General features: G+C 75.5%; 9 protein-coding genes and 1 pseudogene. 8 read left to right on the plus strand and 2 right to left on the minus strand.

Translation table 11 applies throughout. The features are described from left to right. Positions 1 to 183 precede the first annotated feature (183 nt). Positions 184 to 1,131 carry an NAD-dependent epimerase/dehydratase family protein gene (locus ACZ6NC_RS30510; protein WP_465737069.1) on the minus strand — a complete coding sequence of 316 codons (948 nt, stop codon included), beginning with the start codon at positions 1,129 to 1,131 and terminating at the stop codon, positions 184 to 186. A gap of 484 nt (positions 1,132 to 1,615) precedes the next feature. Here ACZ6NC_RS30510 and ACZ6NC_RS30515 point away from each other — a divergent pair. Beyond that, positions 1,616 to 1,759: pseudogene (locus ACZ6NC_RS30515) on the plus strand (hypothetical protein); the annotation flags it as partial. 222 nt (positions 1,760 to 1,981) lie between these two features. On the opposite strand, the gene ACZ6NC_RS30520 reads toward ACZ6NC_RS30515, so the two are convergent. Further along, positions 1,982 to 3,103 carry a TIGR03617 family F420-dependent LLM class oxidoreductase gene (locus ACZ6NC_RS30520; protein WP_465737070.1) on the minus strand — a complete coding sequence of 374 codons (1,122 nt, stop codon included), beginning with the start codon at positions 3,101 to 3,103 and terminating at the stop codon, positions 1,982 to 1,984. A 225-nt stretch (positions 3,104 to 3,328) separates the two neighbouring features. Between ACZ6NC_RS30520 and ACZ6NC_RS30525 the strand changes: the two genes are divergently transcribed. The 7 genes from ACZ6NC_RS30525 to ACZ6NC_RS30555 all read left to right on the plus strand — a co-directional run bounded on the left by ACZ6NC_RS30525 (position 3,329) and on the right by ACZ6NC_RS30555 (position 11,742). After that, entirely contained in the window at positions 3,329 to 4,195 is an 867-nt protein-coding gene (locus ACZ6NC_RS30525; protein ID WP_465737071.1) for an AfsR/SARP family transcriptional regulator, read from the plus strand. 223 nt (positions 4,196 to 4,418) lie between these two features. Then, a complete protein-coding gene (locus tag ACZ6NC_RS30530; RefSeq protein WP_465737072.1) occupies positions 4,419 to 6,059 on the plus strand; it encodes a phage tail sheath family protein in 1,641 nt (546 codons plus the stop codon). A gap of 33 nt (positions 6,060 to 6,092) precedes the next feature. Then, the gene (locus ACZ6NC_RS30535) at positions 6,093 to 8,168 is read left to right on the plus strand and encodes a phage tail sheath family protein (RefSeq protein ID WP_465737073.1); all 2,076 of its coding nucleotides are present in this window, start codon (positions 6,093 to 6,095) and stop codon (positions 8,166 to 8,168) included. A 33-nt stretch (positions 8,169 to 8,201) separates the two neighbouring features. Continuing rightward, positions 8,202 to 8,708, plus strand: a complete 507-nt coding sequence (locus tag ACZ6NC_RS30540; RefSeq protein WP_465737074.1) for a phage tail protein — start codon at positions 8,202 to 8,204, stop codon at positions 8,706 to 8,708. Positions 8,709 to 8,760: 52 nt separating this feature from the next. Further along, a complete protein-coding gene (locus tag ACZ6NC_RS30545) occupies positions 8,761 to 9,480 on the plus strand; it encodes a hypothetical protein (protein WP_465737075.1) in 720 nt (239 codons plus the stop codon). 467 nt (positions 9,481 to 9,947) lie between these two features. Further along, positions 9,948 to 10,424 carry a hypothetical protein gene (locus ACZ6NC_RS30550; RefSeq protein ID WP_465737076.1) on the plus strand — a complete coding sequence of 159 codons (477 nt, stop codon included), beginning with the start codon at positions 9,948 to 9,950 and terminating at the stop codon, positions 10,422 to 10,424. Between the two features lie 91 nt (positions 10,425 to 10,515). Further along, a complete protein-coding gene (locus ACZ6NC_RS30555; protein WP_465737077.1) occupies positions 10,516 to 11,742 on the plus strand; it encodes a Pvc16 family protein in 1,227 nt (408 codons plus the stop codon). Positions 11,743 to 12,266: the final 524 nt, after the last annotated feature.

Genomic DNA, 12,266 nt, shown 5'->3' on the forward strand with positions numbered 1-12,266 from the left:
CGCGCGACCGGGGGCGGCCGGACCTGCGCACCCCCGGATGGTGCACCGCCCCGGCCGGGGCGGTGCACCATTGTGTGATCTTAGGACGTGATCACCGGTCCGTCGGTTGCACTCCCGGCCAGGAGTCGGGCGAGCCGGTGAGGGGTCGGTGAGGGGTCGGTGATGGCGGACGCGCCGGCGGCCTCACACGGCCTTCGCCGGGGAGGTCCGCTCACGCCACCACGCGACCGTCGCCCCGAACTGCTCCTCGGCCGGAGTGGCGCGCACGGCGAAGGCGGACTCGTAGGCGGACGAGTCCATCACGAACGGACGGTCGAACTGATAGCGGACCTCACGCAGTTCGCGGATCAGGGGTGAGAAGAGCGAGGCCAGCCCCAGCACCGCCGCCGGCATCCTCCGCACCGCCACCGGGCCGGTCCCCGCCTCCGCGGCGAGCCGGTCGACCATCTCCCGGCTCGACAGCGCGGGGGCCGTGGGCACGTGCCAGGCCCGCCCCCAGGCCCGCTCCTCACCCGCGACCTCGACCAGAGCCCGGGCCACATCGGGGAGGTAGCTCCAGCTGTGCGGCGCCTCCGGGTCGCCCAGTACGGTGACGGGCCTGCCGTTCAGCACGCGCGGCACGACCCGCGAGGCCAGGTGGCCGCCGTCGGTCACGCCGGGGCCGAAGAAGTCCGAGGCGCGTACCTCGACCGCCCTGATGCGGCCCGCCTCGTGCAGGGCCCGCGCCTGCTCCCAGACCGCGGCCCGGACCCGCCCCTTCGGGCCGGTCGCCGCGAGCGGCAGGCCCTCGGTGAGCGGGCCGTCCACCGGGCCGTAGCCGTAGAGGTTGCCCAGGCCGACCAGGACGGCCCCGGTCTCCTCGGCGGCCGCGCAGAGCGCCGCGGCCAGCGGCGGCCACTCGGCCGCCCAGCGATGGAGGGGCGGCGCGGCGCAGCTGTAGATCGCCACGGCGCCGCGCGCGGCCCCGGCCAGCTGCCCGGCGGCCGCGGCGTCCAGCGCCACGTGCTCGATGCCGGGCTCCGCGGGACGGCCCGACCTGGTGACCACACGTACCGAATGCCCCTGCTCGGCCAGCAGCCGAGCGGTGGCCGCCCCCGCGGGCCCGTATCCGACAACCACATGAAGACTCACCGTCACAGCCTAGTCCGGGCCTCGGAAGCGCGTGACGCGGGCATGGCGGCGGGGGCGGCGGGCCGACGCCGGCCGTTCCACCCGGGTACCGCGTCCGCCGGGCGGAGCCGGTGCCGAGGCGGGCCCCGGCGCGTGCGCCCCGGCGCTCCAGGGGCGTCGGCGGCCGGAGTGCTGACAGCGATCCTGATGCCGCCTCAGGATGGCCGGATGTCCGACGAACTGAGCACACCGCGCCGGATGGCCGACGAGTACGTCGCCCGGGTCGCCGCGCTGGATCCGGTGCTGGCGACGCGGCTCGGTCAGCAGCCGGGCGACGACCGGCAGCCGGATCCGTCGCCGGAGGGCTTCGCGGCCCTCGCCGCTCCGGCCCGCGAGGCGCTGGCCGCGCTCGACGGCGCTGAGCGGCCCCGGCCGGCCCGGGCGGACACGGCCGACCCGGGCCTGCGGCCGGCTGCTCCGCGAGCGTCTGGCCGCGGAGCCGGCCGTGTACGACGCCGGCGACCACTTCCGCCGGCTGCGCAACGTGAACTCGCCCGTGCACCAGGTGCGGAGCATCCTCACCATGATGCCCACGGCCACCGACGAGGACTGGGCGTTGGTGGCCGGGCGGCTGCGCAACCTGCCCGGCGCACTGGAGGCTACCGGGCGACCCTGGCGGAGGGCATCACGCGCGGGCTGCTCTCCGCGCCGCGCCCGGCCCGGGCCGTCGTCGACCAGCTCGCCGCCTGGACCGGCCAGGCCGACGGCGGGGCAGGCCGGTTCGCCGGGTTCGTGGCCGCCGGGCCCGAGCGGCGCAGGCCCGAGCCGGAGGCCGCCGCCGCCCGGGCGACCGCCGTCCCCGCTCGCGCGGTCAGCCCAGGGCGCGGACGGCGGCGAGGACGTCCAGGCCGAGGTCCGGGTCGGCGTCGTCCGGGAGGCTGACGGAGAGCCGGGTGACCAGGCCGGCGTACCGGTGGTGGATCTCCCGGGCGGCCTCCTCGACCGGGCCGGCGACGGCGAAGGTGTCCAGCACCTCGTCGTCGACCAGGGCGGCCATCTCCTGCCACCGGCCCCGCACCGACAGGTGGTGCAGCTGCTCCTGGAGGTCCTCCCAGCCGTGCTGGGCCAGCACCGGGCGGTAGGCGGGCGTGGAGGCGTAGAAGGCCAGCCGCTCGCGTACCGCGGCCCGGTTGGCGTGCAGTTCCTCCTCGGTCCGGCCGGTGGCGGTGAGCACGTTGGCGGTGATCTCGAAGGGGCGGTCGGTCCAGGCGGCGCCGTCCGCCTCGGCGCCGGCGCGGGCCTCGGCCAGACCGGGAAGCACCTGCTCGGTGAGGTAGGCGACCGAGGTGAACGGGTGGCCGAGGAAGCCGTCGGCCACCGCCCCGGCGGTGCGGGTCATCAGCGGACCCACGCCGGCCAGCAGGATCCGGGGCGCGCCGGCGGGGATCGGGTCGGGGGAGAAGACCGGGGTCATCACGGTGTGCGTGTAGAAGTCGCCGCGGAAGCGGAGCCGTTCGCCGGTCTGCCAGCTGTGCCAGATCGCCCGCACCGCGTGGACGTACTCGCGCATCCGCGCGGCCGGCCGGTCCCAGGGCATTCCGAAGCGCTTCTCGATGTGCGGCTTGACCTGCGAGCCGAGGCCGATGACGGCGCGCCCGCCGGAGGCCGCGTGCAGGCCCCACGCCTGGTAGGCCAGGGTCATCGGCGTGCGGGCGAAGGCGACCGCGATGCCGGTGGCCAGCTCGATCGTGCTGGTCCGGTCGGCGGCGCGGGCCAGTTGGACGAACGGGTCGTACGCGGTCTCGGCGACCACCAGCCGGTCCATGCCCCGCCGCTCGGCCCGCCCGGCGGCGTCGAGGATGCCCGCGGGATGCCCGGACGCCTGCGCGTCGAGCCGCAGAGCGGCGCGCGGGTGGCCCGGTGGGTGGTCGAGCGGCTGGCCGGGCGGCTGCTCCGGCAGGTGGTCCGGCAGGTGGTCCGGGCGGCGGTTCACGGGGGCTTCTCCTGGCGGCGGCGGGCAGTGCTCCCGTAGCCTCCCACGTCCCGCCTGCCCGGCGAGGGGCACCGGCGGGCGGGGCCGGCGTCACCCGAAAGGGTTGAGTCGGCGGCCGGGATGCCCGGCACGGGCGAATCGGGGGCCTGAGCGGCCCGGATCCCGGTGGAGGATGTCCGGCAGCGCCGGTGAAACCGCGACCGGGGCGAGTGCGAGGGCGGGCCCATGGAGAAGCCGCAGGAACGCTGGGAGCTCCGGCTCTTCGACGGCTTCGAGCTGCGCTCCGGGAGCGAGCGGCCGACGCTGCCCCTGAACAGCCAACGCCTCATCGCGCTGCTGGCGTTGCGCGTGACGACCACCCGGGGGCAGGCCGGCGGGATCCTCTGGCCGGAGGCACCCGAGCGGCAGGCGGGCGGGCGGCTGCGGACCACGCTCTGGCGGGTCCAGCGCGCCGGGCCGGCGATCGTGGAGCGCCGCGGCGGCCAGCTCTCGCTCGCCGCCGGGGTGGACGTCGACGTCCGCACCTGGCTGCGCAGCGCCCGGCAGGCGCTCGACGGGCCCGGCCCGGCCGGCCCCCCGGACGCGCAGGGGGTGCGGCTGGTGGGCGACCTGCTGCCGGGGTGGTACGAGGACTGGGTGCTGGTCGAGCGGGAACGGCTGCGCCAGCTCCAACTGCACGCGCTGGAGGAGCTGTCCGCGCAGTCGCTCGGGCAGGGGCGGCACGCGGCGGCGCTGGAGGCGGCGTTGAGCGTCCTGCACCTCGACCCGATCAGGGAGAGCGCGCACCGGGCGGTGATCGCGGTCCACCTCGCGGAGGGCAATCTCGGGGAGGCCCGGCGGCAGTTCGAGGTGTGCCGGGCGATCCTGTGGCGGGAGCTGGGGGTGGGGCCGTCGCCGCTGCTGCGGGCCATGCTGGACCGAGCGGAGGGTGCGACGCGTTGGCCGGCCCCGGAGGAGGCCCCCCGGCCGGCCGCCGAGGGCGTGCCGCTCGCCCCGGTGGTGCCGCGCCCGGCGGAGCGGCCGCGGGTGGTCCAGCAGCTGGGGCGGTACCGGCAGGAGGCGCGGCAAGAGGCCGACAGTGCCCAGGGCTGACGCCTCTGCAGGCCGACCGCTGAGCCGCTGTCGGCTGCCGGGCCGCCACCGGCCGATCGCCACTACTGACCGGTCACTGCCACCGGCCGATCGCCACTATTGACCGATCGAGTGAGTTTCAGCGCGGCACTTCACCCGTTCTGGCCAGCGGTGACAGGCCAGTGACACCCCGGTGACGGGAACTCTGTGACCGTACGACCGTCTGCTGCGAGAGGAGACGGCCATGGCTGCCCAGCTGAGCTATCCCGGGGTGTACGTCGAGGAGATCCCGAGTGGTGTGCGCACCATCACCGGTGTCGCCACATCCGTGACGGCGTTCGTCGGGCGGGCGTTGCGCGGGCCGGTCGACGAGCCCACCGTCGTGTTCGGCTTCGAGGAGTTCGCCCGGCGGTTCGGCGGGCTCTGGCGCGAGAGCACGCTCGGCTACGCGGTGCAGGACTTCTTCGCCAACGGCGGTGGTCAGGCGATCGTCGTCCGCCTGACCGACAGCACGACGACCTTCGTCCGGTTCACGGTCGGCGGGCTGCCGCTGGTCGCGGTCGACCCCGGCACCTGGGGGGTCTCCCTCCGGGCGGCGGTCGACCGGAAGGACACCGACCAGCAGGTCGCCGACGAGCTGAAGGTGCCCAAGGCGGAGCTGTTCAACCTGACCGTCCGGGAGGCGGCCCCGGGCGGGCGCACCGAGACCTTCCACAACCTCTCCACCGGGCCGAACGCCCGGAACGTGCGCAGCGTGCTGGAGGCGCAGTCCGCGCTGGTGCGGGTGGACGGCGACCTGGCCGGCGTCACGCCGGCCGCGGGCAAGGACGCACTGGGCAAGGCCGAGGAGGACGTCGACCGGGCGCGGGGGGAGTACCAGGACGGGACGGGCACCAAGGCCGCGTTGGACGCCGCGGAGCAGGCACTGCGCACGGCCGTCGACGCCGCGCTCGCCGGCGTGAGCGACGGTGCGCCGCTGGCGGCGGCGGACTTCCTGCCGCGGCCCGGCGGGGCGGAGCACGCCGGGCTGTACGCGCTGGACCACGCGGACCTCTTCAACCTGCTCTGCATCCCCCCGCACAAGCGCGAGAACGGCGACATCGAGCCGGGGCTGATCTCGGCCGCGCTGGCCTACTGCAGGAAGCGCCGCGCGGTGTTCCTCGTCGACCCGCGGGACGACTGGACGGACCCGGCCCAGCAGCCGGAGGCCTGGCTGGCCCCGATCGACGGCCCGCGGGAGAACGCCGCCGTCTACTTCCCCCGGCTGCGCCGGGCCGATCCCGAACAGGGCGGCCGGATCCTCGACTTCGCTCCGTGTGGTGCGGTGGCGGGGGTGTTGGCGCGGACGGATGCGGTGCGTGGGGTGTGGAAGGCGGGGGCGGGGTTGGAGGCGGGTTTGGTGGGGGTGCCGGATCTGTCGGTGCGGTTGTCGGATGGGGAGAACGGTTTGTTGAATCCGTTGGGGGTGAATTGTCTGCGGTCGTTTCCGGTGGTGGGTCGGGTGGTGTGGGGGGCGCGGACGTTGGCGGGGGCGGATGTGTTGGCGTCGGAGTGGAAGTATCTGCCGGTTCGGCGGTTGGCGTTGTTCATTGAGGAGAGTTTGTTCCGGGGGACTCGGTGGGTGGTGTTCGAGCCGAATGGTGAGTCGTTGTGGGGGCAGGTTCGGTTGAATGTGGGGGCGTTCATGCAGGAGTTGTTCCGGCAGGGGGCGTTGCAGGGGAGTTCGCCGCGTGAGGCGTATTTCGTGAAGTGTGACGGGGAGACGACGACGCAGGCGGACCGGGATCTGGGGGTGGTGAACATCCGGGTGGGGTTCGCGCCGTTGAAGCCGGCGGAGTTCGTGGTGGTGCAGGTGCAGCAGCTGTCGGAGCAACTCCCGTCCTGACCGGGCCGGGTGACCAGCGGAACAGGAGTGGCCGTGCCTGAGCAGCTCGCCCAGCCGGGCGTCTACATCGAGGAGATCCCGAGCGGCGTCCACACCATCACCGGGGTGGCGACGTCCATCACCGCCTTTGTCGGCCGTGCCGCCCGCGGCCGCACCGACGCGCCGGTCACCGTCCTCGGCCTCGACGGGTTCGAGCGGGAGTTCGGCGGGCTCTGGGCCGACAGCCGCCTGGGCTTCGCGGTGCGCGACTTCTTCCTCAACGGTGGCGGCCAGGCCGTCATCTGCCGCCTCTACCAGCCGCCGGCGGGCGGCACCGGCGCGGCCGTGCTGGCCTTCGGCCAGGGCGCCCAGGCCGTCAAGCTCGTCGCCGCCTCGCCCGGGGCCTGGGGCAACAGCCTGCGGGCCAGGGTGGACGTGACCGGCGCCCCGGCCGGCGAGCTCTTCAACCTGGTGGTCAGGGACACGGGCACGGGCGCCACCGAGCGGCACGCCGGCGTGTCGCTCTACTCCGACCACCCCCGGTGCGTGCGGAACGTCCTCGAACGCGACTCGGCGCTGGTGCGCTGGGGCGTGGACCCGCTCGTTCCGGTGCCGGGCACTCCCCGGGTCCGCCCCGTCCCGGCCGCCGCTCCGGCCGGCGCCCCGCCTTCCTGGCAGGACCCGGCGGGCATGGCGGACGCCGTGGCCACGGCCGCCGCCGCGGCGCTGAAGGCGGCCGTCAACGGCAGTGCCATGGAAGCCGCCGCGGCGCGGACGGCGCACTCGGCCCTCGCCGACGCCGCGCACGCGAAGGAGGAGGCCGACCGGGCCGGGCAGGCCGCGGACGCCGCCCTTGCCGCGGCCGGGCAGGAGAAGCAGCGGACGGCCGCCGAGCTCAGGACCGCCACGGAGGCGCTGACCGCCGCGCAGCAGGCCAGGCCCGTCGACCCGCAGAAGGTCAAGGCGGCCGAGAAGGCCCAGGCCGCGGCCAAGGACGCCGATACCGCTGCCGGCAACGCCGAGACCCGGGCGACGGACACCCAGGCCGAGGCGAGCACCCGGGCCGCCGAGGCGCTGGCCCGGCTGACGGCGGCCACGGCCGCCGCGACCACGGCGGACGACAAGGCGGCCGACGCCGAGCAGGCGGTCAACGGCAGGCGCGACGATCTGGGGGCCGCACGGGCCCAGGCCGTCGCGGCGGCCGCCCAGCTCGGCGGCGACGACGGTGCAGTGCCCGGCACCGAGGCGGTGCGCGCGCAGTACGAGCGCCTCCTCGACCAGGCGGACCTCTTCAACCTGCTCTGCATCCCGCCGTACCGCCCCGACGGCGCCGACGTGGAGCCGGCCCTGTTCGATCTCGCCGCCGCCTACTGCCGGAAGCGCCGGGCCGTCCTGCTGGTCGACCCGCCGTCCGGCTGGACGACGGCCAACGCCGCGGTGACCGGCTTCGGCGCGGCCGCCGACCAACTCGGCGGCCGGGGGCCGAACGCCGCCGTCTACTTCCCGCGGCTCAGCCGGCCCAACCCGTTCCGTGGCGGCGTCATCGAGCCCTTCGTCCCGTGTGGTGCGGTGGCGGGGGTGTTGGCGCGGACGGATGCGGTGCGTGGGGTGTGGAAGGCGGGGGCGGGGTTGGAGGCGGGTTTGGTGGGGGTGCCGGATCTGTCGGTGCGGTTGTCGGATGGGGAGAACGGTTTGTTGAATCCGTTGGGGGTGAATTGTCTGCGGTCGTTTCCGGTGGTGGGTCGGGTGGTGTGGGGGGCGCGGACGTTGGCGGGGGCGGATGTGTTGGCGTCGGAGTGGAAGTATCTGCCGGTTCGGCGGTTGGCGTTGTTCATTGAGGAGAGTTTGTTCCGGGGGACTCGGTGGGTGGTGTTCGAGCCGAATGGTGAGTCGTTGTGGGGGCAGGTTCGGTTGAATGTGGGGGCGTTCATGCAGGAGTTGTTCCGGCAGGGGGCGTTGCAGGGGAGTTCGCCGCGTGAGGCGTATTTCGTGAAGTGTGACGGGGAGACGACGACGCAGGCGGACCGGGATCTGGGGGTGGTGAACATCCGGGTGGGGTTCGCGCCGTTGAAGCCGGCGGAGTTCGTGGTGGTGCAGGTGCAGCAGCTGTCGGAGCAACTCCCGTCCTGACCGGGCCGGGCACGATCAGGAAGCGCGGGACACATGGCCCAGTTCACTGTCAACACCCAGCGGTTCGACCCCTACAAGAACTTCAAGTTCCGGGTGCGGTGGGACGGCCGGTACGTCCTCGGGGTCAGCAAGGTGAGCTCCCTGAAGCGCACCACCGAGGTGGTCAGGCACCGGGAGGGCGGCGATCCGTCCAGCAGCCGCAAGTCGCCCGGCCGGACGGAGTTCGAGGCGATCACGCTCGAACGCGGCGTCACCCACGACCAGGAGTTCGAGCAGTGGGCCAACAAGGTCTGGAACTACGGCACGGTGGGCGCCGAGTCCGCGCTGAAGAGCTTCCGCAAGGACATCATCATCGAGCTCTACAACGAGGCCGGGCAGCTCGTCATCGCCTACAAGGTCTACCGCTGCTGGGTCTCCGAGTACCAGGCTCTCCCGGACCTCGACGCCAACGCCAACGCCGTCGCCATCCAGCACCTCAAGCTGGAGAACGAGGGCTGGGAGCGCGACGCCGAGGTCACCGAACCCACCGAGCTGGGGTGAGGCCGTGATCGCATCGGGTACCGCGCGGGGGGCCGTTCCCGACCTGCGCCCCATGACGGACGAAGCGCTGCTCGACCTCTGGGAGTCGGCCGGCGCCGTGGCCCCGGTCGGCCGGCCGCTCGCGCTGCTCGCCGCCGCCTTTCCGCAGTGCCGGATCGAGCAGCTCGCCGCCGAGCCGCTCGGACGGTGCGACGCCCTGCTCGCCGAGCTGCGCGCCTCGCTGGTCGGGGACGGCGTCGAGGCGGTGGCCGGCTGCCCCGCCTGCGCCGGCCTGGTGGAGGCCTCGTTCTCGCTGTCCGCCCTGCGGGACCACGACACGCCCGCGGCGGAGACGGAGGCGGAGCTGACCGTGACCGCGGCCGGCCATGAAGTGCGCTGCCGGCCGGTGACGTTGAGCGACCTCATCGCGGTGCGCGGGGCGGCCGACACCGAGTCGGCCCTGATCGCCCGGTGCGCCGAGATCCGCCGGGCCGGGGTGGAGGTGCCACCGGAGCACCTTCCCGAGGAGGTCAGGGCGGCGGTGGAGGAGGCCATGGAGACGGTCGACCCGCGTGCGGAGACCCTGCTCGGCCTGCACTGCCCGGCGTGCGGGGCGCACTGGTGGGCCCCTTTCGACCTCGCAGCGTTCCTCTGGACGGAGGTCGAGCGGCTGGCCCAGTGCCTCCTCGTCGAGGTCGACACGCTGGCGCGGGCCTACGGCTGGCGGGAGTCGGACATCCTGGCCCTCGGGGCGCTCCGGCGCCGCCGCTACCTGGACTTGGTGACGTCATGAGCGCGCCCACGGGCGGCCCGGCCCAGCCGGCACCCGCCGTGGCCGGCGGCTTCCTGAGCCGGATCGCCGCGCGGGCGGGCGGCGGTGGCGACCTCGGCCGGCTACGGCCGCGACCGTTCGCGCGGTTCGAGCCGGTACGGAACGACCGCACCGCCGACGAGGGCCGGGGCGCTCCGGCCATGTCGATGGACGGGGCGTGGCCGAGCCCCGCGGCTGATCCGACAGCGCTTCGGGAGGAGGCGGCCGAGCGGTCCCGTCCCAACGAGGGGCGGCCTACCACGGAGTCGGCACAGCCCGCCCGGTCACCGGCCGTTCCGGGCCCGGGGCGGCATGAGTCGGCCGCCCGGCGCGGGGCGGTCGGGGCGCGGCCGGAGGAGGCGCCGCCCGGCACGGTGCCCAACGATGTCGGTGGCGCGGGCCGGGTCCCTGGGGCCTGCGCGCCGGGACGGGCCGGGGGACGGACTCCGGTGGAAGGCCCCGAGTCGGAGCCGGCCGATGCGGTGGACGGCGCGGCAGGCCGTCCGACCCGGCGGCAGGGCGCGCCCGACCTGCCCGCGGACCATGAGCGCGGCGCCCTCCGCCCCGGGGCCGCTCGGGGCGGGGGCGAAGACGAGGACGAGGGTGCGCCCGCGGGGCCGGTGCGGCCGCCGCAGACCGCCGACGGCCTGCCGGTCGACGGCAGTGCCTGGGCCGAGGGCGCTGTCGCAGCCGATCGCGGTGTCTGGGCCGGTGACGGTGGCTGGGCCGACCGGGCGCGGGCCGCGGCGGGCCGTCGGCCGGCACCCGTGCCCGCGCCGGCCCCGGTGGTCCTTGTCTCCATCGGCCGGATCGAGGTGCGCGCCGTCCCGAGCGGGGCCGCGGCCGACCGGCGTGACCGCTCCGAGGAGCCCGCCGTCACCACGCTGGAACAGTATCTGCGCCGACGCGCCGGGAGCCAGGCATGAGCGGGCCGACGCGACACAGACCGGCCGGGTGCGGGCCGGCCGGGTGCGGGCCGGCCGGACGCGGCGTCTGCCCGCCGGGGAGGTGGGGCGGATGAGCACCGGACGCGCGATCGAAGCCGTCACCCAGGCCCTGCGCGCCCGGCTCGCCCCGGTCTCGCCGGTCACCGCGCGCCCGCCCGACCGGGCGAGGACGGGCGCCGCCCACGGGCCGCAGCTCAACCTCTTCCTCTACGACGTCGCGCCCAACCCCGCATGGCGCAACCTCGAACCGCCCACCCAGGCCGGCGGGGGCACCGGCCTGCACCCGCCGCTCGCCCTCGACCTGCGCTACCTGCTCACCGCCTACGGCGACGGCGACGACGAGATCGCGGCGCACAAGCTGCTCGGCGAGGCGATGCAGGTGCTGCACGACGGCGCGCTCCTGGCGCGGGCCGGCCTCAAGGGCGTGCTGGCCGAGGCGGGCGTCCACCTGCAGCCGGACCGCGTGCGGCTGACGCCCGTCCACCTGGGGACCGACGAGCAGTCCCGGCTGTGGACGGCCTTCCAGACCAACTACCGGATCTCGGTCGCCTACCAGGCGTCGGTCGTCCTGATCGACACCCTCGACCCGCCGGCCGCTCCGCTGCCGGTACTCAAGCGCGGTCGCGCTCCGGTGGACGAGCAGGGGCGGGACGAGGGCGTGCCGGCCGGCGCGGCGGCGGGCCCCCGGCTGGACCGGGTCACCGTGGCCGCCTGGCGCGGCAACGTCTCCGTCCCGGCCCGGACCGGCGACCAGCTCGTGGTCGACGGAGTGGGGCTGACGGGCGGTCCGGTGCGTGCGCGGTTCGCCCACCCCCGGCTGGCGCAGCCGGTCTGGGCGGACGCGGCGCCGGGCTCCACCGCCGAGCGCGTGCTGCTGCCCGTCCCGGCCGCGCTGCCGGCCGGCTTCGCCACCCTGACGCTGGTCGTCGGCCCTCCCGAGGGGCCGCGGATCACCAGCAACGCCCTGCCGCTGCCGGTCGCCGTGCGGCTCGGCCGTCCGTCCGTCCGGCCGAGCCCCCGGCCCGGGGCGGTCCGGGTCGCGGTGCCGTCCGACCGGCTGCTCGTCGACGACCAGGCGGTGCTGCTGCTGGCCGGCGGCCTGCAGACCGTACCGAACGCGCCGGTCAGGGCGGGTGCCGTCCTCTCGTTCGACCTCCCGCGCGGCAGGCCGTCCGGGGCGGCCGTCACGCTGCGGCTCAGGGTGGACGGGGTCGACTCGGTGCCGCTGCCCGAGCCGGACCCGGAGAAGCCCCTGCCCACCCGGTTCGATCCCGCACAACAGGTGGTGCTGCCATGACCGGTGCTACGGAACGGACCCATGCGACGGGGCGGGTCGATGCGACGGGGCGGCCCGGCGTCACCGAGCGGGCCGGTGCCACCACGTCGGTCGGTGCCACCACAGGGACTTGGGAGGAGCGGAACAACGCCTACCTTGGTGCGGCCCTGCACTGGCTCCGCGGGCGGCTCCTCGCACTGGCCGAGGAAGGTCACGGCTCCGCCGGGGCGCCGCAGGCCCAGGCCCCGGGCGTGAGAACGGGCGCGGAAACGGGGCCGGGACCGGCCGTCGCGGGTTCCGCCGCACCGTACGAGGCCTCCGAAAGGCGCTCCCGGGGGCTGTTCCACCGCCGCCCGAAGGCCGCCCGCCCGGCCGCCGGCGCCGGTGCGGCGCCGGCCATGGCATGGGCGGCCGACGACGACCCGCCCGGTCCGGACGGTCCGGCGAGCGCGCTCGCCCCAACGAACCTGGCCCCCCCCGTGGCGGACGCAGCCGTGTGCTCTGCCCACGCACAACCCGCCCACCCGCCCTGCCTTACATCCGTT

Source organism: Kitasatospora sp. NPDC041988 (assembly GCF_055588525.1).